The 24,938-nt window shown below is 31.6% G+C and carries 23 protein-coding genes and 2 tRNA genes; 13 read left to right on the top strand and 12 right to left on the bottom strand.

Features of this window, described 5'->3' with window-relative positions; all coding sequences use genetic code 11:
• The first annotated feature begins 2 nt into the window (after window positions 1-2).
• From HNV10_RS04135 to HNV10_RS04100, 8 genes are all read left to right on the top strand, one after another.
• Window positions 3-854, top strand: a complete 852-nt coding sequence (locus HNV10_RS04135) for a peptidyl-prolyl cis-trans isomerase (RefSeq protein WP_194241019.1) — start codon at window positions 3-5, stop codon at window positions 852-854.
• Window positions 802-2,256: a peptidylprolyl isomerase gene (locus HNV10_RS04130; RefSeq protein ID WP_173300091.1), complete on the top strand. Its 1,455-nt coding sequence runs from the start codon at window positions 802-804 to the stop codon at window positions 2,254-2,256. The genes HNV10_RS04135 and HNV10_RS04130 overlap by 53 nt, the downstream gene beginning before the upstream one ends.
• A 6-nt stretch (window positions 2,257-2,262) precedes the next feature.
• Complete coding sequence (locus HNV10_RS04125) at window positions 2,263-3,216, top strand: AAA family ATPase (RefSeq protein ID WP_173300090.1); 954 nt, start codon at window positions 2,263-2,265, stop codon at window positions 3,214-3,216.
• A 497-nt stretch (window positions 3,217-3,713) separates the two neighbouring features.
• Window positions 3,714-6,488, top strand: coding sequence for a bifunctional aconitate hydratase 2/2-methylisocitrate dehydratase (locus HNV10_RS04120; protein ID WP_173300089.1), 2,775 nt, complete (start codon window positions 3,714-3,716; stop codon window positions 6,486-6,488).
• Window positions 6,489-6,696: 208 nt separating this feature from the next.
• Window positions 6,697-8,964 (top strand): aconitate hydratase, encoded by a 2,268-nt coding sequence (locus tag HNV10_RS04115; RefSeq protein ID WP_173300088.1) that lies wholly within the window; start codon window positions 6,697-6,699, stop codon window positions 8,962-8,964.
• 114 nt (window positions 8,965-9,078) lie between these two features.
• Window positions 9,079-9,750 (top strand): Crp/Fnr family transcriptional regulator, encoded by a 672-nt coding sequence (locus HNV10_RS04110; protein ID WP_173300087.1) that lies wholly within the window; start codon window positions 9,079-9,081, stop codon window positions 9,748-9,750.
• Window positions 9,751-9,820: 70 nt separating this feature from the next.
• Entirely contained in the window at window positions 9,821-10,699 is an 879-nt protein-coding gene (locus HNV10_RS04105; protein ID WP_173300086.1) for an anti-sigma factor, read from the top strand.
• A 78-nt stretch (window positions 10,700-10,777) separates the two neighbouring features.
• The gene (locus tag HNV10_RS04100) at window positions 10,778-11,347 is read left to right on the top strand and encodes a TlpA family protein disulfide reductase (protein WP_173300085.1); all 570 of its coding nucleotides are present in this window, start codon (window positions 10,778-10,780) and stop codon (window positions 11,345-11,347) included.
• Here the strand turns inward: HNV10_RS04100 and HNV10_RS04095 are convergent, their stop codons facing one another.
• From HNV10_RS04095 to HNV10_RS04070, 6 genes are all read right to left on the bottom strand, one after another.
• Window positions 11,348-11,794, bottom strand: a complete 447-nt coding sequence (locus tag HNV10_RS04095; protein WP_173300084.1) for a sterol desaturase family protein — start codon at window positions 11,792-11,794, stop codon at window positions 11,348-11,350.
• A gap of 17 nt (window positions 11,795-11,811) precedes the next feature.
• Window positions 11,812-12,651 (bottom strand): phytoene/squalene synthase family protein, encoded by an 840-nt coding sequence (locus tag HNV10_RS04090; RefSeq protein ID WP_173300083.1) that lies wholly within the window; start codon window positions 12,649-12,651, stop codon window positions 11,812-11,814.
• A 26-nt stretch (window positions 12,652-12,677) separates the two neighbouring features.
• Window positions 12,678-14,138: a phytoene desaturase family protein gene (locus HNV10_RS04085; RefSeq protein ID WP_173300082.1), complete on the bottom strand. Its 1,461-nt coding sequence runs from the start codon at window positions 14,136-14,138 to the stop codon at window positions 12,678-12,680.
• 5 nt (window positions 14,139-14,143) lie between these two features.
• Window positions 14,144-15,043: a MerR family transcriptional regulator gene (locus tag HNV10_RS04080; RefSeq protein WP_173300081.1), complete on the bottom strand. Its 900-nt coding sequence runs from the start codon at window positions 15,041-15,043 to the stop codon at window positions 14,144-14,146.
• Between the two features lie 236 nt (window positions 15,044-15,279).
• Window positions 15,280-15,363: transfer RNA gene (locus HNV10_RS04075), tRNA-Leu, on the bottom strand.
• A gap of 55 nt (window positions 15,364-15,418) precedes the next feature.
• Window positions 15,419-15,491: transfer RNA gene (locus HNV10_RS04070), tRNA-Lys, on the bottom strand.
• Between the two features lie 130 nt (window positions 15,492-15,621).
• On the opposite strand from HNV10_RS04070, the gene HNV10_RS04065 reads away from it, so the two are divergent.
• The gene (locus tag HNV10_RS04065) at window positions 15,622-16,143 is read left to right on the top strand and encodes a shikimate kinase (RefSeq protein ID WP_173300080.1); all 522 of its coding nucleotides are present in this window, start codon (window positions 15,622-15,624) and stop codon (window positions 16,141-16,143) included.
• Here the strand turns inward: HNV10_RS04065 and HNV10_RS04060 are convergent.
• Genes HNV10_RS04060 through HNV10_RS04050 form a run of 3 tightly spaced genes read right to left on the bottom strand, consistent with a single transcriptional unit; the run spans window position 16,135 to window position 17,589 of the window.
• The gene (locus HNV10_RS04060) at window positions 16,135-16,638 is read right to left on the bottom strand and encodes a phosphoribosyltransferase family protein (protein ID WP_173300079.1); all 504 of its coding nucleotides are present in this window, start codon (window positions 16,636-16,638) and stop codon (window positions 16,135-16,137) included. The genes HNV10_RS04065 and HNV10_RS04060 overlap by 9 nt on opposite strands.
• A complete protein-coding gene (locus HNV10_RS04055) occupies window positions 16,638-17,228 on the bottom strand; it encodes a methyltransferase domain-containing protein (RefSeq protein ID WP_241695454.1) in 591 nt (196 codons plus the stop codon). Before HNV10_RS04055 ends, HNV10_RS04060 begins: the two co-directional genes overlap by 1 nt.
• On the bottom strand, window positions 17,218-17,589 hold the full coding sequence (locus tag HNV10_RS04050; RefSeq protein WP_173300078.1) for an RNA-binding S4 domain-containing protein: 372 nt from the start codon (window positions 17,587-17,589) through the stop codon (window positions 17,218-17,220). Before HNV10_RS04050 ends, HNV10_RS04055 begins: the two co-directional genes overlap by 11 nt.
• Window positions 17,590-17,724: 135 nt before the next feature.
• On the opposite strand from HNV10_RS04050, the gene HNV10_RS04045 reads away from it, so the two are divergent.
• A complete protein-coding gene (locus HNV10_RS04045) occupies window positions 17,725-18,798 on the top strand; it encodes an FKBP-type peptidyl-prolyl cis-trans isomerase (RefSeq protein WP_173300077.1) in 1,074 nt (357 codons plus the stop codon).
• 78 nt (window positions 18,799-18,876) lie between these two features.
• Here the strand turns inward: HNV10_RS04045 and HNV10_RS04040 are convergent, their stop codons facing one another.
• Genes HNV10_RS04040 through HNV10_RS04030 form a run of 3 tightly spaced genes read right to left on the bottom strand, consistent with a single transcriptional unit; the run spans window position 18,877 to window position 21,357 of the window.
• The gene (locus HNV10_RS04040) at window positions 18,877-19,482 is read right to left on the bottom strand and encodes an outer membrane beta-barrel protein (protein WP_173300076.1); all 606 of its coding nucleotides are present in this window, start codon (window positions 19,480-19,482) and stop codon (window positions 18,877-18,879) included.
• Window positions 19,483-19,538: 56 nt separating this feature from the next.
• A complete protein-coding gene (locus tag HNV10_RS04035; RefSeq protein WP_173300075.1) occupies window positions 19,539-20,492 on the bottom strand; it encodes a transketolase family protein in 954 nt (317 codons plus the stop codon).
• 19 nt (window positions 20,493-20,511) lie between these two features.
• Entirely contained in the window at window positions 20,512-21,357 is an 846-nt protein-coding gene (locus tag HNV10_RS04030) for a transketolase (protein WP_173300074.1), read from the bottom strand.
• 303 nt (window positions 21,358-21,660) lie between these two features.
• Here HNV10_RS04030 and tgt point away from each other — a divergent pair, with 303 nt between their 5' ends.
• The 3 genes from tgt to HNV10_RS04015 all read left to right on the top strand — a co-directional run bounded on the left by tgt (window position 21,661) and on the right by HNV10_RS04015 (window position 24,864).
• Window positions 21,661-22,791 (top strand): tRNA guanosine(34) transglycosylase Tgt, encoded by a 1,131-nt coding sequence (tgt, locus tag HNV10_RS04025; RefSeq protein ID WP_173300073.1) that lies wholly within the window; start codon window positions 21,661-21,663, stop codon window positions 22,789-22,791.
• Window positions 22,792-22,913: 122 nt separating this feature from the next.
• Window positions 22,914-23,990, top strand: a complete 1,077-nt coding sequence (locus HNV10_RS04020; RefSeq protein ID WP_173300072.1) for an LptF/LptG family permease — start codon at window positions 22,914-22,916, stop codon at window positions 23,988-23,990.
• Window positions 23,977-24,864 carry a DMT family transporter gene (locus tag HNV10_RS04015; RefSeq protein WP_173300071.1) on the top strand — a complete coding sequence of 296 codons (888 nt, stop codon included), beginning with the start codon at window positions 23,977-23,979 and terminating at the stop codon, window positions 24,862-24,864. Before HNV10_RS04020 ends, HNV10_RS04015 begins: the two co-directional genes overlap by 14 nt.
• Window positions 24,865-24,938 lie beyond the last annotated feature (74 nt).

Here is a 24,938-nt window from a genome sequence, read left to right as displayed (position 1 = left end):
TTTTGAAAAACACCTTATACATAATATTAATAAGTATACTTCTAACAAGTTGTAACTTTTTTAAAAAATCGGACGATCGCGAGCCAATTGCAAGAGTAAATGAATCTTATCTTTATAAGGAAGACCTAAAAGATATTGTGCCTCAAGGAGCTTCCAAAGAAGATAGTATTTTAATGGTTAATGCTTATGTAAACCGTTGGGCAAGACAATTACTTCTAATGGATGGCGCGTTGATTAATTTATCGCAAACAAAGCAAAATGATTTTTCTAAACTAGTAGAACAGTATAAGATTGATTTATATACTAAAGCGTATTTAGAAGGTTTAGTAAAAAAGAATATTGACACGCTTGTAAAGCCAGAAGAAGCGCAATTATTTTATGAAGCTAATAAAGAGTCTTTTAAGCTAAATGATAACTTAATACAATTAAGGTACATTAGTCTGCCATTAAATCCTGTTAATTTAGATACAATTAAAAAAAGGTTTAAACGCTTTAAAACTAATGATAAGAGTTATTTAGATTCTATTTCTGTACAATTTGTATCGTATTCTTTAAATGATTCGCTTTGGGTAAAACAGAATCATGTAGCAGATAAAATTCCTATAATAACAGAAGCGAATAAAAATCAACTGTTAAAAAAAACTAATTTCTTACAACTCAAAGATTCATTAAACCTATATTTGATGCAAGTTAATGACGTGCGACTTCAAAACGATTATGCACCTTTGAATTATGTGAATTCATCGATTAAAAAAATTGTTATAAACAAGAGAAAATTAGAGCTCATCAAGCAACTAGAAAATGATATTACAAAAGATGCTATTAAAAACAATCAATTCCAAATTTACAATTAAAGCAACCTTGTTGGTTTGCTTTATGTCCTTTAGCTTTATTAATGCTCAAGAAATTATTGAAGACGAAAAGCCAGTCGAAGAAAAAGTAAAAGATAGTGTTACTAACAAAACACGTATAAAAGCAGATGGTGTTGCTGCAGTTGTTGGTGATTTTATTTTGTTAGAATCTGATTTAGACAGAGAAATAGAGCAGATAAAAGCACAAGGAGCAGATTTAGGCGATTTAACCAGATGCGAGCTTTTTGGAAGCTTATTAGAAAGCAAGTTATATGCACACCAAGCTATTCAAGATAGTGTTATTGTTAATGAATTACAGATTCGTTCTCGTGTCGATCAGCAATTTCAAGGCATTTTAGCTCAGTTAAATGGCGATGTTGAGAAAATGCTAGAATATTATAAAAAGGATTCTGAACAAGCTTTAAAAGATGAAATGTACGAGATAAATAAAAACAACTATCTCGCTCAAGAAATGCAATCAAAAGTAACTGGTGATATTGAAGTTACTCCAGAAGAAGTGCGTACATTTTTTAATGATATCCCTAAAGACGAACGACCAACTTTTGGTACAGAATTAAAATTAGCACAAATTGTTGTAATACCTGAAGTAACAGAAGAAGCAAAACAAGCCGTTATAGATAAGCTAAAAGGATTTAAAAAAGATGTAGAAGAAAACGGTTCTAGTTTTACCACTAAAGTGTTATTTTACACAGAAGATACTGCATCTAAAAGAGATGGTGGAAAATATACTCTAAACAGAAAGCAGCCAAGAATGGTAAAAGAATTTAGAGAAGTTGCATTTGCAATGCAAGAAGGTGAAATATCAGAACCTTTTGCTACTGAATTTGGATATCATATCATATTACTAGAAAAAATTAGAGGTCAAGAATATGAAGTAAGACACATATTATTACGTCCAGAATTGACGCAAGAAGCTATAAAAGAGGCAAATGATAAAATTAAAAAAGTAAGAGAAAAAATAGTTGATGGTACTTTAACTTTTGCAGAAGCTGCAAGGGAGTTTAGCGATGAAGAAGAAACAAAATATGAAGGTGGTCAGCTAACTAATCCGTTAACTCAAGATTTTAATTTTGAATTAACAAGAATAGAACCAGAACTTTATTCTCAAATACAAGATCTAAAGGATGGTGAGATAAGTGAAGTTTTACAAGATGAAGATCGTGTTAATAGAATTAAATTTAAGATTTTAACAGTTACAGATCGTATTGATGATCACGAAGCAGACTTTGCAAAAGATTATTTAAAGATTAAAAACTTAGCATTGCAAGACAAACAAATAAAAGCCGTTGAAAAATGGCAGAAAGAAACCATTTCAGAAACTTACATTAAAATTAATGGAGAGTATAGAGATTGTGATTTTCAAAGTAACTGGTTAAAAAAATAAGCGTTTATGTCTGATGTAGCTAAAATCGAAAATTTTGTAAAGAAATTTGCAGCACTTAAAGAGGAAGTGGCAAAGGTTATTATCGGTCAAGACGAAGTTGTTAATCAAATTTTGATTTCAATATTTTCTGGTGGTCATTCACTTTTAATTGGTGTTCCTGGTTTAGCAAAAACGTTGATGGTTAATACTATTGCGCAGGCTTTAGGTTTAGACTTTAAACGTATTCAGTTTACGCCAGATTTAATGCCAAGTGATATTTTAGGAAGTGAGATTTTAGATGAAAACAGGCATTTCAAATTTATTAAAGGACCCATTTTTGCTAATATTATTTTGGCAGATGAAATAAATAGAACTCCTCCAAAAACGCAAGCTGCGTTATTAGAAGCTATGCAAGAGCGTTCAGTAACTGTAGCAGGACACCAATATAAATTAAGTTTGCCTTACTTTGTTTTGGCTACACAAAACCCAATTGAGCAAGAAGGTACTTATCCTTTGCCAGAGGCGCAATTAGACCGTTTTATGTTTGCTATAAATTTAGAATACCCTTCATTTCAAGAAGAGGTAGATGTTGTAAAAGCAACCACAACAGAAGTTAAATTAACGGTTAACTCCTTATTTACAGCTCAAGAAATTATTGATTTTCAAAATGTAATTCGTCGTATTCCTGTTGCAGACAATGTTATAGAATATGCTGTTTCTTTAGTAGGTAAAACAAGACCAAAAGAAGATACTGCTGCAGCTATCGTAACTGAATTTGTAGATTGGGGAGCAGGACCAAGAGCCTCTCAAAATCTTATTTTAGCAGCAAAAACTCATGCAGCAACAATCGGAAAATTTTCTCCAGATATAGAAGATGTTCAAGCCGTAGCAATCGGTATACTAAGACACCGAATCATTAAAAATTATAAAGCAGAAGCAGAAGGTGTTACTGACGAAAAGATTATTCAGAGTTTGTTTTAAATGATATAAAGGAACTTTACAGATATTATTATAATTCTTTTTTCTAAACTTTAAATCGCTTCGTCAGCAGACTCAGAACGTACAAGAGTTGGAGCAATTTTTTTAATTGAGGGAAGCTCTATTGAAACATTCGTAGCTGTCATTGCTGTTTTTAAGGTTTATTATTATAGAAAACACTAACTCGGTTGTTTATTTCGATAAGTGCAGCATAAATATTGTTGTAAGTTGATATTTTTAAATCTCAATTTTAGATTGATTTCTCTTCTATTAGCAATAGAAATACTACAATAATCAAAACTCATAATGACTCTAATAATGTATAATTGTTAAATTATTAATTATTGACGAAGTTTTTTGTTAAATACTTAATTAATGATAGTAAAAATTATATAATTATGTATTGTTTTTATAGGTTATCCTATTTTATTGCATATTTTTCAAATACTCTTTAAAATTTGTAGATTTGTGTCCTTTTTAAAAATAAATAACTCTACTATATGAACATTTATAAAGATTACCTTACAGAGATTGAAGACAGAAAAGTCTTAGGTCTACATCCAAAGCCAATAGATGGTGCAGATTTATTAAGCGCAATTATTGAGCAAATTAAAGACACCAACAACGAATACAGAGAGCAGTCTCTAAAGTTCTTTATATATAATGTTTTACCAGGAACAACAAGCGCTGCTTCTGTAAAAGCGAAGTTTCTAAAAGAAATTATTTTAGGAGAGTCGGATGTACCAGAAATTTCAACCGAATTTGCTTTTGAGCAATTATCGCATATGAAGGGAGGACCTTCAGTTAAAGTATTATTAGACTTAGCTTTAGGTAACGATGAAGCCATTGCTAATCAAGCTGCTAAAGTTTTAAAAACTCAAGTATTTTTATACGAAGCAGATACAGATCGTTTAGAGGATGCATTAAACAATGGAAGTAAAATTGCAAAAGACATTATTGAAAGTTATGCGCAAGCAGAATTTTTTACAAAACTTCCAGATGTTGAAGAAAAAATAGATGTCGTAACTTACATTGCAGGTGTTGGTGATATTTCAACGGACTTATTATCTCCAGGTGGTGATGCGCACTCAAGATCAGACCGAGAGTTACACGGTCAATGTATGTTTGAGCATAACAAAGACATGCAAAACGAATTATTAGCTTTAAAAGAAGCACATCCAGACAAACGTGTCATGCTAATTGCAGAAAAAGGGACCATGGGAGTTGGATCTTCAAGAATGTCTGGTGTAAATAACGTAGCCTTATGGACTGGTATTCCATCAAGTCCATACGTACCATTTATTAATATTGCTCCAGTAATTGCTGGTACAAATGGTATTGCACCAATATTTTTAACAACAGTTGGTGTAACAGGAGGTATAGGTCTAGACCTTAAAAACTGGGTGCAACAAAAGGATGCCGATGGAAATACAATTGTAGATGAGGATGGCGAGCCAATTTTAAAACAAATGTATTCTGTAGCAACAGGTACAGTTTTAACTATAAATACAAAAGAGAAAAAATTATATCACGGTGATGTTGAATTAAAAGATGTATCTGCTGCATTTACTCCTCAAAAAATGGAGTTTATGAAAGCTGGAGGGTCTTACGCTGTTGTTTTTGGAAAAAAATTGCAAACTTTTGCATGTAAAGTATTAGGTATTAATGTACCTCAAGTATATGCGCCTTCAAAAGAAGTTTCAATAGAAGGACAAGGTCTAACCGCAGTTGAGAAAATATTTAATAAAAATGCAGTAGGAACTTCAGGAGCAACACTTCATGCAGGTTCATATGTACGTGCAGAAGTTAATATTGTAGGTTCTCAAGATACAACAGGATTAATGACCTCTCAAGAATTAGAGATGATGGCTGCCACAGTTATTTCTCCAATTGTAGATGGAGCATACCAATCTGGTTGTCATACAGCATCAGTTTGGGATGACAAATCTAAAGCCAATATCCCAAGATTAATGAGCTTTATGAACGACTTTGGTCTAATTACTGGTCGTGATCCAAAAGGGAAGTATTTTCCAATGACAGACGTTATACATAAAGTACTTAACGACATTACAGTAGGAGATTGGGATATCATTATTGGTGGAGACTCACATACACGTATGTCTAAAGGTGTGGCGTTTGGAGCAGATTCTGGTACAGTAGCTTTAGCTTTAGCAACAGGAGAAGCCAGTATGCCAATTCCAGAATCGGTGAAAGTAACCTTTAAAGGCCAAATGAAATCTTACATGGATTTCCGTGATGTAGTGCATGCAACGCAGCAACAAATGTTAAAGCAATTTGGAGGAGAAAATGTATTTCAAGGTCGTGTAATCGAAGTACATATTGGTACATTAACCGCTGATGAAGCCTTTACATTTACAGATTGGACTGCAGAGATGAAAGCGAAAGCATCAATCTGTATTTCTGAAGATGAAACTTTAATAGAATCTTTAGAAATTGCAAAAGGTCGTATCCAAATCATGATTGAAAAAGGAATGGATAACGCAAAACAAGTACTTAAGGGTCTTGTTGAAAAAGCAGAAACAAGAATAACAGAACTTAAAACAGGTATCAAGCCATCTTTAAGACCAGATGCCAATGCTAAATATCATGCAGAAGTTATTATTGATTTAGATGAAATTGCTGAACCAATGATTGCAGATCCAGATGTAAATAATGAAGACGTTTCAAAACGATATACGCATGATAATATTAGACCATTATCTTTCTATGGAGGAACTAAAAAAGTAGATTTAGGTTTTGTGGGTTCTTGTATGGTTCATAAAGGTGATATGAAAATCTTAGCACAGATGTTAAAAAACATAGAAGCTCAAGAAGGTAAAGTAGAATTTAAAGCACCTTTAGTAGTGGCACCACCAACATATAATATTGTTGACGAACTTAAAGATGAAGGTGATTGGGAAGTGTTACAAAAATATTCAGGATTTGAGTTTGATGATAACGCACCAAAAGGTTTAGCACGTACAAAATACGAAAACATGCTATACTTAGAGCGTCCAGGTTGTAATCTATGTATGGGTAATCAAGAAAAAGCAGAACCAGGAGATACAGTAATGGCAACATCAACACGATTATTCCAAGGAAGAGTGGTTAAAGATTCTGGAGAGAAAAAAGGAGAATCATTATTGTCTTCAACACCAGTAGTTGTTTTGTCTACAATTTTAGGAAGAACGCCAACATTAGCAGAATATGAAGCTGCCGTTGATGGTATTGTTTTAACTAAATTTAAACCGTCTCAAAAACAATTAGTTAGATAATTAGAAATTCAATTATATACAAAAAAGCCTGAATCTTAGATTCAGGCTTTTTTGTATAATAAAGTTAAATTTTTAATATTGATAACCACTTTTTTTTGTTTATAATAGAAAAAAGTTATTCCGCTATCATTATATATAAGGTAGATACTCTTTTAAAGTCATATAGCATTTTGTATATTAGTAAAATTAAAAACAAAATAAAAATACTATGGCTTTTGATATTGATATGATTAAAAAGGTTTATACTAACATGACAGAGCGAGTAGATGCTGCCAGAAAAATTGTTGGTAAACCATTAACACTTTCAGAAAAGATATTATACTCGCATTTATGGGATGGAAAACCAAGTAAAGCTTTTATTAGAGGTAAAGATTATGTAGATTTTGCTCCAGACCGAGTAGCTTGTCAAGATGCAACAGCGCAAATGGCATTATTGCAATTTATGCAAGCTGGTAAATCAAAGGTAGCAGTACCAACTACAGTACATTGTGATCACCTCATACAGGCAAAAGATGGTGCAGCAGCAGATTTAAAACATGCCAATAATACAAGTAGCGAAGTATTTAATTTCTTAGAGTCTGTATCAAACAAATACGGTATTGGTTTCTGGAAACCAGGAGCAGGTATAATACATCAGGTTGTTTTAGAAAATTATGCATTTCCTGGAGGAATGATGATTGGTACGGATTCGCATACTGTAAATGCTGGTGGATTAGGGATGGTAGCTATTGGAGTTGGTGGTGCAGATGCTGTTGATGTCATGGCAGGTATGGCTTGGGAACTTAAATTCCCAAAATTAATAGGAGTAAGGTTAACAGGGAAACTTTCGGGTTGGACAGCACCAAAAGATGTGATATTAAAAGTAGCAGAAATTCTTACTGTAAAAGGAGGAACAGGTGCTATTGTAGAATATTTTGGTCCTGGAGCTACATCTATGTCTTGTACAGGAAAAGGAACTATTTGTAATATGGGAGCCGAAATAGGAGCAACCACTTCTACTTTTGGTTATGATGATTCTATGGAGCGTTACTTACGTTCAACTGATAGAGCAGATATTGCAGATGAAGCAAATGAAATTAGGGAATATTTAACTGGCGATGATGAAGTATATGCAAATCCAGAGCAATATTTTGATCAAGTAATTGATATTGATTTATCAAAATTAGGACCATTATTAAATGGCCCTTTTACACCAGATTTATCTACAGAAGTAGGTAGCGCAATGACAGAAAAAGCGAAAGCAAATAATTGGCCAATTCAAGTAGAATGGGGTTTAATAGGTTCTTGTACCAATTCATCATACGAAGATTTATCTAGAGCATCTTCAATTGCACAGCAAGCATTAGATAAAGGGTTAAAGATGAAGGCTGAACTTGGTATAAATCCTGGTTCTGAGCAAGTACGATACACGGCAGATAGAGATGGTATTATAGGAATATTTGAGAAATTAGATGCTAAGATTTTTACAAATGCTTGTGGTCCATGTATAGGTCAATGGGCTAGATATAGTGATCCAAAAAATGCACCTAAAAATAGTATTGTACATTCATTTAATAGAAACTTTGCTAAACGTGCAGATGGAAATCCTAATACACATGCATTTGTGGCTTCTCCAGAATTAACAGCAGCTATTGCTATTGCTGGCCGATTAGATTTTAACCCAATAAAGGACAAGTTAATCAACGAAAACGGAGAAGAAGTAATGTTTGATGAGCCAACAGGTTGGGAATTACCACCAAAAGGTTTTGAGGTAAAAGAAAACGGTTATTTAGCTCCAGTTGCGGATGGTAGCAATGTAGTAGTTACAGTGAGTCCAACATCAGAACGATTACAACTATTAACACCTTTTGAGCCTATTGGTAATGAGATTAAAGGAGCCAAATTACTAATTAAAGCATATGGAAAGTGTACCACTGATCATATCTCAATGGCAGGACCTTGGTTACGTTTTAGAGGGCATTTAGATAATATTTCTAATAACTGTCTAATAGGAGCTGTAAATGCTTTTGGTAAGAAAACTAACTTTGTTAAAAATCAATTAACTGGTGATTTTGGAGGTGTGCCAGATACTGCAAGGGCTTATAAAGCTGCTGGTGTAAAATCTATCGTAGTAGGTGATCATAATTATGGAGAAGGATCTTCTAGAGAACATGCTGCAATGGAACCAAGACATCTTGGTGTAGTAGCGGTAATTGTAAAGTCTTTTGCTCGTATACATGAGACTAACCTTAAAAAGCAAGGAATGCTCGGTTTAACATTTGTAAATGAGTCCGATTATGATTTAATACAAGAAGATGATACCTTTAATTTTTTAGATTTAAATGAGTTTGCACCAGACAAACAATTAAATGTAGAAGTAGTACATGCAGACGGAAGCAAAGATGTTATTGCATTAAACCACACATATAATCAAGCACAAATTGAATGGTATAATGAGGGTTCTGCTCTTAACTTAATTAAAAAGGAGAACGCATAAAAATAAATAGATTGTAAAGAAAAGCCCTTGAGAATTCTTGGGCTTTTTTATATTTATGTAAGTTCTGCATATTTTTTACGACCTAAACAAAATCTAACAAATTCTCTTATAATAATGCAGTCACTGTGGTTCTTTGACGATGTTAACCTATTTAAGGTACTCTGTCCTCATAAATTTAGCGAATATAAAAATGAGCATAGTTTTTGTGCTTATAACAAGAAAGAATATATCTATTTTGAATCCGATTCAGCCAATAAATTATACTTAATAGAAAACGGAAAAGTAAAAATTGGGTATTATACAGAAGATGGTAATGAAATAGTAAAGGCAATTCTTACTAAAGGAGAATTGTTTGGGGAAAAAGCCATATTAGGTGAGGACACAAGGGATGAATTTGCACAATCTATTGACAATAACACTTCAGTTTGTTCTATAGGTGTAGATACTATGCAAGATATGATGCGTAATAACCAAACATTTAGTTTTAAAGTCTATAAGTTTATTGGGTTTAAATTTAAAAAGCTTGAGCGCAGATTGCAATTGTTATTATTTAAGGATACAAAAACAAGATTAGTTGAGTTTTTAGATGAACTATGTTTAGATTTTGGCTACAACTGTGATAAAACAGGTGATCATATTATTAAACATCCTTATACTCAAAAAGATATTGCTTCATTAATTGGTACTTCTAGACCAACAATAAATATTCTTCTAAATGAACTTAAAGAAGAGAATTACTTAGATTTTAACAGAAATGAAATCAGAATCTTAAAAAAAACGGCTTAGTGTTAGCTGACTAACATTTTATTGGAAATTGAAGATTTATTTTTGAATTATAATTTAAAAATAAAAAGCAATGAAGAAAAAAATGATTTTAGCAGCTTTGGCATTAGGGTTTTTTGCCAGCTCATGTAGTGACGACGATGACAACGTAAGTACTTCAAATTCAGATTTAACCCTTAGTCTTGATGGTTTAGAGGCATTAGGTGATGATTTTGTTTATGAAGGTTGGATTATTGTAGATGGTTCACCTGTATCAACAGGTACGTTTAGTAGTGTAGATTTTCCACAAACATTTTCAGTAGACACAGATCAATTAGATAGTGCATCTACATTTGTACTTTCTATTGAACCAGCAATTGATACCAATCCAGCACCAGCAGATACAAAGATTTTGGCAGGTGATTTTTCTGGTACTGTTGCCAACGTGGATTCAAATGGAATAGTAGGAGATTTTAGCACCTCTACAGGAACTTATATTTTAGCAACACCAACAGATGCAGATGATTCAAATGAAGAAAGTGGTGTTTGGTTTTTGGATAATTCTAGTGGAACAGCAGTTACAGGTTTAAATTTACCAACTTTAACTGATGGTTGGCAATACGAAGGCTGGGCAGTAATAGATGGTACACCAATAAGTACAGGTACATTTACAGATCCTGCAGCAGCAGATGATAATGCCGCGTCTTCAATTTATAAAGGAGATACAGGTAATGGACCTGCTTATCCTGGCGAAGATTATTTACAAAATGCACCTACAGGATTTACATTTCCTACAGATTTAAGAGGCGCAACTATTGTAATTTCGGTAGAACCAAGTCCAGATAATAGTACTTTACCATTTACATTAAAACCTTTGGCACATATGGTACCAACTGATGCATTAGTGCATACAGCCATTTCTATGGGAACTGGACCAGTTTCAGCCATATCAGGTTTTGTTACGAGAAATTAAATTAAGTTTTAATTTGTTAGATTTGAAGCGTAATTGCATTTATTTGCATTACGCTTCTTTGTTTTAAAATATTTAGAAATGTCAAAATCTTTAAAAAGTAGAATATTAAATTTTATATTCCTATTAGCTATAGTTTTATTGATTATACCTCAATCTAGGCAGTTTATTCAAATTTGGTTACACAAAGGCCTTAGTTACATTAATCAATCATCGGTTATTGATAAAGAAGATAGATTAACTATAAATAATTCAACATGGAATTTAAAATCTGATAAAAATCTAACTTTAAATTTTGAAGATTTAGAAGGGCAAGTAATATTTATAAATTTCTGGGCAACTTGGTGTCCGCCTTGTATTGCAGAAATGCCAAGTTTACAAGCACTATATAATGATTATAATGAGAAAGTTGTATTTCTTTTTGTGACTAATGATAGTTTTGAAATTGTAGAAAAATTTAAAATGAAAAGAGGTTTTAATTTTGAAGTTTTTAATTCTACGACAGCTACACCTGCAGAACTTAAGACAAGTTCAATACCAAGAACATTTATAATTAATAAAAAAGGTAAGATTGTAGTTGATGAATCTGGTGCAGTGAATTGGAATAGCGACAAAGTACGGCAGCAACTTAATAATTTGCTGTCAGAGTAATTATTTAAAGTATTTAAAAGGTACAATGAGCATCCCAAAGTTTTCTCCTTTATGTTTTCCTAAGTGTTTATGATGAATTTTATGAGCACGTCTTAAACCTCTCGCATATTTGTTGTCGATATTTCGAAACATTTTAAATCGTTGATGAATAAATATATCGTGCACTACAAAATATGCTATACCATAAGCCAAGATGCCTAGTCCAATAGGAAGTGTAAACCATACATCTTCATAACTCCATAAGTAAAAACACGTTATACTCACAATGGCATAGAAAATAAAAAAAGCATCATTGCGTTCAAACCAGCTATCGTGGTCTTTATGATGATGATCTTTATGTAAACTCCATAAGAAACCATGCATTATATATTTGTGGGTAAACCATGCATTAAATTCCATAATAAAGAAGGTTCCTAAAAAAATTAATATCCAAAAAACGATTTGCATAATACTACTGTTTTTTATTATAGTAAATTTAATTGATATTTAACATAACTTCTAGTAAGTAGCTCAATTTTTCTATAATTAGGCACTCTAATTCTTGTCGATTTTATTTTTAACGCTGGCGTCTTTTTAAGTTTTTCTAATAACTTACTGTAGTATCTATACGCCATAAAAACACCAAATCTTGCTTCTAGTGGTAAACGTTTTATACCCTCTAAGCCTTGTTCAAAATCAGACTCAATTTCTGTGATTATTTTAGTTTTAGAATCTTCGTCTAATTGTGTTAAATCTGTGTTAGGGAAATAAGAACGATTTAAGTCTTCAAAATCAGCTTTTAAATCACGTAAAAAATTCACTTTTTGAAATGCAGAACCTAAACTCATTGCAGAATCTTTAAGACTATTAAATTTTTCGTTATCACCATTAACAAAAACTTTAAGACACATTAAACCGACAACATCAGCCGATCCATAAATATAGTCTTTAAATTCTTGTTGTGTTAAATAATCATTCTTATAAAGATCTAAACGCATACTGTCCATAAAAGAATCTACCATATGCTTATCAATTGCGTATTTATGATACGTTTCTTGAAATGCATTTAAAATAGGGTTTAAGCTTATTTTGTTTTCTAAAGCATCTTCTAAATCTCTTTCAAAGTTATTAAAAAGCTGTTCTTTATTAAAATCATGAAACGAATCTACAATTTCATCAGCAAATCTTACAAAACCATAAATGTTATAGATGTCTTGCCTAATGCTGTTGGATAGCATTTTTGTAGCCAAGGAAAAGGATGTACTATAAGCATTGGTTACTGCTTTACTACATTCTTTAGATACTTTGTCAAAAATTGATTTCATATTTTAATTTGTTTAGTTGGTGCTAATTATTGTTCATTTTTTTCAATGAGCTCTGCTACTAATTTTCCCGAAATCAAAGCTGGTGGAACGCCTGGTCCAGGAACGGTTAACTGACCAGTAAAATATAGTCCTTCGACTTTTTTACTTTTTAGTTTGGGTCTTAAAAATGCAGTTTGCATTAGCGTATTAGCCATTCCGTATGCATTGCCTTTATAAGAGTTATAGTCTTCAGTAAAATCATTAACGCAATAAGATTCATTAAATAGAATGTTGTCCTTAACACGTTGTTGTGTTCTTTTTTCGAAACGATTTAAAATTAAATCAAAATATTGATTTCGTAATTCAGTTGTATCTTCTAAACCTGGCGCAATAGGAATTAAAAAGAAACCAGTTTCACATCCTTCTGGTGCCATTGTTAAATCCGTTACTGAAGGAAAATTGACATAAAACAATGGGTCTGAAGGCCATTGTGGCTTGTCGTATATTTCTTCGGCATGTGCTTCAAAATCGGTATCAAAGAATAAATTATGATGGCCTACATTCTTTAATTTCTTATTAAAACCAATATAAAAGAGTAGGGAAGAAGGAGCAAAAGTTCTACTTTCCCAATAGGCTTCACTATATTGTCTATATTTTTGGTCTAACAATGTTTCAGAATGATGATAATCTGCACCACTTAATATAATGTCAGCCTTAATTGTTTTTCCGTTAACAATAATGCTGTTGGCTTTTTTATTTTCTACATTAATTTTCTCAACATTGCTGTTGGTTAAAATTTCAACGCCTAAACTTTTGGCCAAGCTTTCCATAGCTTTTACAACTTGATACATACCACCTTTAGGGTGCCATGTTCCTAAACCAAAATCTGCAAAGTTCATAAAACTATAAAACGAAGGCGTTTTATTAGGTTTTGCTCCTAAGAACAAAACAGGAAATTCTAATGTTGAAATTAACTTAGGGTTTTTAAAGTTTTTACGGACCTCTGAGCTAATGGTTTTAAAAAATTGATCTAATCGCGTTACTGTTTCTTTAGTTACCAATTCAAAAGGAGAAAGTCCAGGTTTTAGTACAACTTTATTTATAGCAATATCATAGTGCTTTTGTGCTCTAGAAATAAACTTACGTAATGGTTTTGAACTTCCGGTTTCAATGCGCTCAAATTCTTCGCAAATTTGATCCAAATGATCACCTATTGTGATAATGTCATTTGAAAAGAAAATTTTGTAAGCAGGACTCAACTTATCTAGTTGGTAATAATCTTTAGTGCTTTTACCAAAATCATTAAAAAATTTTTCAAAAATATCTGGCATCCAATACCAACTTGGACCCATATCAAAAGTAAAACCATCTTTATGAAATTGCCGTGCTCTACCACCAACAGTATTGTTTTTTTCTAATAGAGATACTTTATAACCAGCCTTTGCTAAATAGCAAGATGCTGATAATGCCGAAAAACCTGAGCCTATTATAGAAACTGTTTTCTTCATATTATTTATAGCGCTTCTATAATGGTTTTTAAATCCTTAAAGGTTCTTATATTTTCTGGTATAGTTTCTGTTTCCATATTATTTACGATATGACCAGTAACCCATAATTTGGAATTTGAATTTTTTAAAATAATCTTATCGAATTCCTCTAAATATGTATTTAAGTTTTCTCTTTCTGGTTTTATTGAAAAATATGAAATATAATTTACTTTTTCGTAATTATCTTGAAAATCAACAAGATTGGCAATAGGAATACTAGGACCTAAAAAAATAGAGTGATGTCCTAGACTTATTAATTTGTAGTTAATAAACATTAAACCTAGCTCGTGGATTTCATTTTCTGGTAAATAAAGTACATAAGTTTTATTAGACGTGCTAGTTTGTTGAGATTGAATCTTCTCAATATTTATTAATAATTTTTGACGAATTAATGCAGAGATAAAATGCTCGTGAGCAGGCGAAATAGTATCTGTTTGCCAAAGAAAACCAATATCATTCAGAAATGGCATAAAGACATCGAAGAATATGTCTTCGAAAACTTTTTCTTTATTTAAATTTTCATAAGTCTTGTAAAATAAGGCCTGATCAAAATTAAGCATGGATAATTTAAAATCATTTATGGCTTGACTATTTACGTTATTTCCTGTAGCAATTTCTTTAACTAACTTCGGAATTTCATCTGCTTTAGTCGTAGCTATTTTAGAAATTTTATAACCGTTCTCATTTAGATAACTGATATTTAATAATTTCTGAAAATTAGCCAAATCGTAATAACGAATATTGGTTTCCGTACGTTGCGGTTCTAATAAATTATATCTTTTTTCCCAAATTCTTATGGTATGTGCTTTTATACCTGTAAGGTTTTCGAGATCTTTAATACTAAACCTATTTTTAATATTGTTCATTATTTCCTTAAAATGATTAAACAAAAATAGGATTTAATTTTAGACAAATGTTAGTTTTAACAAAATTTAATAATTTTTTTTGAAAATTATTTCAATTTAATGAAGAATTAATTATCGCTATAAATGATATAAGAACTTATTTAACGTACTAATAGTATCTTATAAAAAATAGAATAGAAAGCTTTAAAATTAGCTTAATTAGAATAATTATCACTGCAGGTATAAGAGAAATAAAGTGCGCACGAGAAGACTCGAACTTCCACGGACTAATGTCCACCAACCCCTCAAGCTGGCGCGTCTACCAATTCCGCCACGTGCGCAAATAAATGAAGATAAGGTAAAAAAAAAGTTAAGCAAAATGCTTAACTTTTTTAGTGACCAGTCTGGGGCTCGAACCCAGGACCCTCTCCTTAAAAGGGAGATGCTCTGCCAACTGAGCTAACTAGTCCTTTTGTGTTTCTCTTAACGAGGGTGCAAATATAAAATGTTTAATTAATATAACAACACTTTTTTTATTTATTTTTTTGTTTTTTTGCAGTCACATTATCTATCCATTTAAAAATCAATTTATAAGCAATATGATAATTATTTTATTAGGTTACATGGGATCAGGAAAATCTACTCTTGGTAAGGAATTAGCTACAGTATTGAATTATAATTTTTTAGATTTAGATGATTATATTTCTGAAAAGGAGAATTCTTCAATTTCTAATTTGTTTAAAACCAAAGGAGAAATCTATTTTAGAAAAAAGGAAACTGAATATTTAAAGCAAATTATAGATAATTCTAATAATTACGTGCTTTCATTAGGAGGAGGAACACCATGTTATAGCGAAAATATGGCGCTTATTAATAACAGTGCTAATGTTGTTTCTTTCTATTTAAAACTCGCAATTCCGCTTTTATCAGAACGGTTATTTACGGCAAAAGAACAAAGACCTTTAATTAGCCATATTACTTCTAAAGAAGATATGATAGAATTTATAGGAAAGCACTTGTTTGAGCGTATTCCGTATTACAGTAAAGCAAAATATACAATAAATACAGATAATAAATCTTTAAAAGAAGTGCTAGAATCTATTCTTACGCATTTAATCTAAATAAGCTTCGTAGGGTTGTTTAGAAAGGTTAACGTGGACATGCTCAAATAAAGATGTAGATAATGAAATTCCTTTAAAATCAGCTTTTACAGGGAATTTTTTATGATTTCTATTTACTAAAACGGCTGTTTTAAATTGTTTTAATGGTACATCTAAAAAATGCTTAATTCCATATATTAACGTACTTCCAGAATTTAAAACATCATCAATTAGTACTATCGATTTATTAGCGTAATCTTCTGCTTTAATAGATGTTTTTATTGGGTTTGTGGGTGCAGTTTTGTTAATGGTTACTTTGCAAAGGGTAGATTCTATATTAGAAATTTTATCTAAGTTAGCCTTAATTTTTTTAGCGAGTATGTAACCATTGCTTTCAATACCAGCAATTATAAGTTCTGTTTCGTTAACGTTACTTTCATAAATTTGGTAAGCGATGCGCTTTATTTTATGCTCAATTTCTTTATGACTTAAAATTGTATTCTTAGTTAGTGCCATTAGGTCTTTTTTTCAAAGATAAAAAACAGTTCTTTACCTTGTCTTTCTTTTATAGAATTAATTGATGGTTCTAAAGTTTTTATCTTAAATGTTTTTTTAAATAGATTTTTGTATTCAGTTTGGCTACCTCCATAAGGTGGACCCATTTCGGTTAATTTAAAGTTAAAAAGTAAGCCAACTAATTTACCTTTAGGCTTAAGCAATTGATGCATTTTAGTATTGTATTCTGCTCTTAAAATTGGATTTAAGGCACAGAAAAAAGTCTGTTCAACTATTAAATCAAATGTGTTTTCTAACTTAAAAAAATCTATTTTTAATAATTGTTCTTCAGGAAAATCAGGAACTCTATTTTTTAAATTATCTAAAGGTTGCTGCACAAAATCTAGAATATAAATATTTTTAAAACCTTGGTTCCATAAATATTCTGCTTCATAACTATTACCAGCGCCTGGAATTAAAATTTTTATTGATTTATCTTCTAATTGATCAAAATAGGTCTTTAGAGGTGTAGAAATATAACCAATATTCCAACCAACTTTATTATCTAGATATCGATTTTCCCAATATGTTATGTTGTGATCATTCTTCATCATCATAAAAATCATCAATATCTCGTCTATCTTTTTTTGTTGGCCTCCCAGTGCCTTTTTTTCTATAATAGTCTTTGCTATATTTTAAAAGTTCTTGAGCTTCAAAAGCAGATTTAGGTGTAGTGTCAACTCTGTAAATGTCAACAAGTTTTGCACCAACACGGTTAGGCGGTAAGTCATTTACTGTGAGTTGATATAATATTTGATCCTTTCTAAGTTCAATCTTATCTGTTGGATAAACTTCTCTAGACGGTTTAACAGCTACACCATTTACTTTTACCTGTCCTTTTTTACAAGCTTTAGTGGCGATACTGCGTGTTTTGTAATAACGTACACACCATAAATATTTGTCAATTCGCATATGCTTTTAATAAAAAACTACGTTAATAGATTAGTGCAAAAATATTATATTATTGTATCTTGCGAACCAAAAATAGGCAATAATGAACAACGTTTTAGAACTGTGGTAGTTTGAAACGAAAAATTTTAAGATGCTATGAAAACAAAAACACTAAGAATAAGTATGCTTTTACTTATTGTATTTTCAATTTTTATCTCTTGTAAGGATGATGATGATGTTACTACAACATTTGTAGCCGAAGATAGAACAGAGCAACAAGCAAAAGATAACGATTCTATTTTAAAGTATCTAACGACACATTATTACAATTCAAATGAAATTGCGTCTCTTGAAGACCCTCAGTATACCGACATCATTATCTCGGAGTTAGAACAAGATGAAGATGGTAATTACCTACCTTTACAAGATGCAGTAAATAATACGTTATTAATAGATGCTGTAGTCACCTATGAAACAGAATATTTAGAAGCTAGCTATAAGTATTATGTATTACACTTAAATCAAGGTGGTGGAGAATCTCCTAATTTTACGGATCAAGTAAGAGTTAGATATGAAGGAACTTCAATTAATGATGATGGAGAGGTTTTTGATGCGGTTAGTACTCCAGAAGAATTATTACTTTATGGAGACGGATTTACTACTTTAGGTAGTATTAGAGCATGGCAATTAGTGATGCCAATGTTTAGTACTGCTATTAAACCTTCTGGAGGTTATAACATAGTAAATGGTGTAGTAGATTATGATAATTATGGATTTGGAATTATGTTTGTGCCTTCTGGATTGGCTTATTTTTCAGGCACTAGTACTGGTTCTTCATATGATAATTTAATGTTCAAATTTGAATTATTACAATATGAAGAAATGGATCATGATAGCGATGGTATTCCTTCTTATCTTGAAGATTTAGATGATAATACTGATGCGTTTGATGATGACACGGATGAAGATGAATTTGCTAATTTTATTGATTTTGATGATGATGGTGATGGTGTTTCTACTTTCAATGAATTGATTTCTACAGAATATACAGTTGATACTAATTTAGATGAAGATGAACCAATTCTTGCAGCAAACGAATATGAGTATGCAAGATCAGAAACAGCTGGTGTAATTACAATTACAACGGTTACCGTAGTATTTACTAATGCTGGTACACCAGACTATTTAGATGCAAACATTTCAGTTGATCACAATGCAGACGAAGAGTAGTAGTTAACTCTAACGCTTTTATTATATATAATAAGAAAGCCACTCAAATTGAGTGGCTTTTTTTTGAGCTTTATAAAATTACAATCCAATAGATAAACTGAGTATTAATTGATCTGGTCTTGTATCAATTCTATTACTTATGGAAGACGTTATATTGTCACTTATAAAAGAAGTTTCATTATCATTAAAACCTCGCTCATATCTTAAATCAATACCAATTTTATTAAAATTGATTCCAATACCAAAATTAAGACCTACGGAGAATTCGTCTTCTACATTGTCTATATCAATATTAGTTCCATCAAAATCTGTGTCTAATAAATATTGTAAAGAAGGACCACCAAAAACACTTATAGGTCCAAGAACTTTAACACCTACTAACAAAGGTGCATCAATTTTCTTAATACTAAATACATCGTTATTGTAATCACTCTTTGTGGCTGTGTAAACTAATTCGGGTCTAAAATAAAGTTTATTACCTATTTTCCCGAAAAGTCCTAGGTGATAACCAATGTTTCGGTCTGGGTGTTCGGCATTTGTACTAGCCGAATCAAAATAATCACCATTGGCACCATAGTTTAAACCACCTTTAAAACCAAATGAACTTTTGTTTTGAGCAGATAAACTAAACCCAATAAATAATAAAAGCGCAGTTGAAATAACTGATTTTTTTAAATTTCTCATAATGTTCGTTTTTTTAGATTTAAGCATGTACTTTCAAAAACGATGCCAAAGCAAAATTATTTTCTTTTAATAACTGTTTTTACAGCCTTAACTACAGCGTTACTGTTTAGTCCATACTTTTCCATTAGTTGTGCAGGCGTACCAGATTCACCAAATGTATCATTGGTTGCCACAAATTCTTGAGGTGTTGGATGGTGAAGTGCTAATACTCTAGCAACACTTTCTCCAAGACCACCAAGGTGGTTATGCTCTTCTGCGGTAACAATACAACCAGTTTTAGCAACTGAAGCTAAAATAGCTTCTTCATCTAAAGGTTTAATGGTATGGATATTAATAACTTCAGCAGAAATACCAGCATCGTTTAAAACTTTAGAAGCCTCTAATGCTTCCCATACTAAATGACCAGTTGCTACAATAGTTACATCTGTACCTTCGGTTAATTGAACCGCTTTTCCTATTTCAAATTTTTGATCAGCAGGTGTAAAAATCGGAATTGAAGGTCTACCAAATCTTAAATAAACAGGGCCTTCGTAATCTGCAATTGCGATAGTTGCTGCTTTTGTTTGATTATAATCACAAGGATTAATAACTACCATACCTGGTAACATTTTCATTAATCCAATATCTTCTAAAATTTGATGCGTTGCACCATCTTCACCTAAAGTTAATCCTGCATGAGATGCACATATCTTTACATTTTTACCAGAATATGCAATAGATTGACGTATTTGATCATAAACTCTTCCTGTTGAGAAATTAGCAAATGTACCTGTAAACGGAATTTTTCCACCAATGGTTAAACCAGCAGCAATTCCCATCATATTAGCTTCTGCAATTCCTATTTGAAAAAATCGTTCTGGATTTTCTTTAATGAATTCGTTCATTTTTAAAGAGCCAATAAGGTCAGCACATAAAGCTACCACATTAGGGTTTGTTCTACCTAATTCGGCTAAACCAGCACCAAATCCACTTCTTGTATCTTTTTTTTCTGTATATGTATATGTTTTCATATTATTTTTGATTTGATGATTAGTAATCTCCTAAAGTTTCAGGATTTTGAGCTAAACCGTTAGCCAGTTGCTCGTCGTTTGGTGCTTTTCCATGCCAAGCATGTGTGTGCATCATAAAATCTATACCATTTCCCATAACAGTATGTAATAAAACACAAACAGGTTTTCCTTTACCTGTTAAAGATTTTGCTTCAGCCATTCCTTTTAAAATAGCTTCAATATCATTACCTTTTTCAATATCGATTACAGTCCAACCAAAAGCTTCAAACTTAGCTCTTAAACTTCCCATTGGTAAAACATCATCAGTAGAACCATCAATTTGTTGTTTGTTTAAGTCTATGGTAGAAATAAGATTATCTACTTTTTTAGCAGAAGCATACATAATAGCTTCCCAATTCTGTCCTTCTTGTAACTCGCCATCACCATGAAGACTATACACTAAGTGCTTATCATTATTAAGCTTTTTTCCTTGTGCAGCACCAATGGCTACAGACATACCTTGCCCTAAGGATCCAGATGCAATTCTAATTCCTGGTAAACCTTCATGTGTTGTTGGGTGTCCTTGTAATCTAGAGTTTAATAATCTAAAAGTGTTTAATTCTTCTACTGGGAAATAACCAGATCTAGCTAAAACACTATAATATACTGGTGAAATATGTCCGTTTGATAAAAAGAATAAATCTTCTCCTATTCCGTCCATATCAAAATCGTCTTTGGTTTCTAATATGTCTTGATAAAGGGAAACAAAAAATTCTGCACAGCCTAGTGATCCACCAGGATGACCAGAATTTACTTTGTGTACCATTCGTATAATATCTCTACGAACCTGAGTTGTAAAATCGTTTAATTCTTTAATGTTTGGCATGTTATGTTGCTTAAGATTTATGCTACAAATGTAACTTTTTACAGAAGTTTTTCAAAAGTAGTTAAGGTGCACTTATTAACTAAAAACGCAATTTGCTAACAATATGATTAATTAAGGATTTCTTATTGCAAATTTAATTTAAGCCTATTATTTTAAATTTAATTTAAGAGGGATTCTTAAAGAGTTATTTATATTTGCCGTCTGACTTATATGTAACGAAAAGAGCATGCTGAAATTAGTTACCCTTAAAGGAATTATTAGTGCAAACAACATATGTCAGTTTAAAACAATAGGTATAAATACATGATATTTCAAAGAGTAGCAAAAGATAAAGAAACAAAAGCCAGAGCAGGATCTATCACTACTGATCACGGCACCATAGAAACTCCTATTTTTATGCCAGTTGGTACTGTAGCTTCTGTTAAAGGGGTGCATCAGAGAGAGTTAAAGGACGATATTAATCCAGATATTATTCTCGGTAATACATACCATTTGTATTTAAGGCCACAAACGCCTATTTTAGAACAAGCAGGTGGTTTACATAAATTTATGAATTGGGATAGAAATATACTTACCGATTCTGGAGGTTACCAAGTATACTCATTGTCATCTAATAGAAAGATTAAAGAAGAAGGTGTAAAGTTTAAATCTCATATAGATGGTAGCTACCATGTGTTTACACCAGAAAACGTAATGGAAGTTCAGCGCAAAATAGGAGCAGATATTATAATGGCTTTTGATGAGTGTACACCTTATCCTTGCGATTATAATTATGCTAAACGCTCTATGCATATGACCCATCGTTGGTTAGAACGTTGTTTAACGCATTTAAAAAAAACACCTTTAACTTACAATTACGACCAAACTTTTTTTCCTATCGTTCAAGGAAGCACATATAAAGATTTAAGACAGCAATCTGCAGAATATATTGCTAATGCAGGTGCTGAAGGTAATGCTATTGGTGGTCTTTCAGTAGGTGAACCAGCAGAAGAAATGTATGCTATGACAGATGTAGTATGTAGTATTTTGCCAGAAGATAAACCACGTTATTTAATGGGAGTTGGTACACCTATCAATATATTAGAAAATATTGCGTTAGGAGTAGATATGTTTGATTGTGTTATGCCAACTAGAAATGCTAGAAACGGAATGTTGTTTACGGCTCATGGATCAATTAATATTAAGAATTTAAAATGGGCTAATGATTTTTCTCCTATTGATGAAATGGGAATTACGTTTGTTGATACCGAATATAGCAAAGCCTATTTAAGACATTTGTTTACCGTTAATGAATTATTAGGAAAGCAAATTGCTACCATTCATAATCTTGGATTTTATTTATGGTTAACAAGAGAAGCTAGAAAACATATTATAGCGGGAGATTTTAGAGCATGGAAAGAAAAAATGGTTAAACAAATGGATAACCGATTATAGGCATTAACATTGATTTAGATATTTAATTTGAAGTATAATATTTTAAACTAACAACTAACAACTAACAACTAACAACTAACAACTAACAACTAACAACTAACAACTAACAACAAACAACAAACTTGAAAATCCTAGACTGGTACATACTAAAACGCTATTTGTTTACATTTCTTATGATGTTACTATTGTTTGTACCCATAGGAATTACTGTAGATTTAGCAGAAAAAGTTGGGAAGATGTTAGAAAACAATGCACCTTTTGGTGAAGTTGCTTTTTATTATCTAAATTTCACGGTTTATTTTGCTAATCTTTTGTTTCCTTTATTTCTATTCTTATCAGTTATTTGGTTTACCTCCAAGTTAGCAAATAACACAGAGATTGTTGCATTTTTAAGTTCGGGTGTTTCGTTTTCTAGATTTTTAAGACCATATATGATAGGTGCAACAATAGTTGCCACAGTAGGCTTATTTCTTGGTATGTATTTAGCACCAATTGCCAGTAAAGGTTTTAACGAATTTAAATTTAAATACCTAAAAAAACATAAAAAAGCGCAACAGACGCATGACGTCTATCAACAGATAAATGATAATGATTATATCTATGTAAGTAATTTTGTAGTGAGTAATAAAACCGGAATGAATTTTACTTACGAGCATTTTGAAGGGAATGAACTTAAATACAAAATATTTGCTGATAATATTCGCTATAATGTAAAAGATAGTACATATAGACTGAGTAAATATGTTAAGCGTACATTTGAAAATGGAATTGAAACTATAGAGAAAGAACATAGAAAAGATATGAGTTTCCCTTTTGAATTAGAGGATTTAACACCAGTTGAATATGCAGCAGAAACAAAATCATACGGTGAGCTATTAGACTTTATTGCCGCAGAAAAACGACGTGGCTCTCCTAATATTGGTCGTTATGAAGTTGTTAAGTTAAAAAAATGGAGTTTACCTGTTTCAATATATATTCTTACCATTATAGCTGTGGCTGTCTCTTCCGTAAAGCGAAGAGGAGGAATGGGAGTAAATCTTGCCTTTGGTATTGCTATTGCAATGATTTATGTCTTTTTTGATAAGGTATTTGGTGTTATGGCAGAACAATCTAATTTTCCTGCAATTATTGCTGTGTGGTTTCCTAATGTAATATTTGGTATTTTAGCAATATACCTTCTACAAAATGCGAAACGTTAAATTAAGGCATTATTTACACCTTCACTTTCTGGTTATAATTGCTGGTTTTACAGCTATTTTGGGCAAGGAAATTACTATAGGTGCATTAGAGCTCGTTTGGTATAGAATGGCAATTGCTGGCGTCTTAATGTTCATTTATATTAAAATTATAAAACTAAACATTAAAATTTCTAATAGAACACTTCTACAATTTTCTATTGCAGGTGTTATAATTGCATTACATTGGATTACTTTTTTTGAAGCAATTAATCAAGCCAATGTTTCAATTGCATTAGCGATGTTTTCTTCAGGAGCATTTTTTGCCTCTTTTATTGAACCTCTTTTTTTTAAAAGACGTATTCTTACTTACGAGATTATCTTTGGTATTATTGTAATTCTTGGCGTTCTGTTAATAACTAGTAGTGAAATGGGTTATATAAACGGTATAATTCTTGGTTTGTTTTCAGCTTTGTTTTCTACTCTATTTGCTGTAATTAATGGAATGTTTATTCAACAACACAGGGCAACAGTAATTTCATTTTATGAGTTTAGTAGTGGCGTTGTTTTTTTAACTATTTTTATTCTATGCACAGGTAAAACTTTTAATGCAGAATTCTTTTCACTCTCTAATGAGGATTGGATATATTTATTTATTCTAGCATCGGTTTGTACAGCTTATGCCTTTATCGGGTCGGTAGATGTTATGCGTTATATAAGTCCGTTTACTGTAATTTTAAGTTATAATTTAGAACCCATTTATGGTATAGCAATCGCTTTATTGCTATATCCCGAAACAGAAACTATGTCACCTCAATTTTATCTTGGGGCAATTTTGATTTTAATAACTGTATTATTTGATGCCGTTTTTAAAAATTATAAACAACGCAAAACTTAAACTAAAGAAATTGGCTATTAAAGTTTTTATAGTTTCTGTGATTATACTACTTTTGATATTAAGACAAAATGAAC

This window comes from Winogradskyella litoriviva (assembly GCF_013249065.1).
Classification (GTDB): domain Bacteria; phylum Bacteroidota; class Bacteroidia; order Flavobacteriales; family Flavobacteriaceae; genus Winogradskyella; species Winogradskyella litoriviva.
The sequence above is the reverse complement of the archived record's forward strand: the minus strand, read 5'-3'. Positions and strand labels throughout refer to the sequence as shown.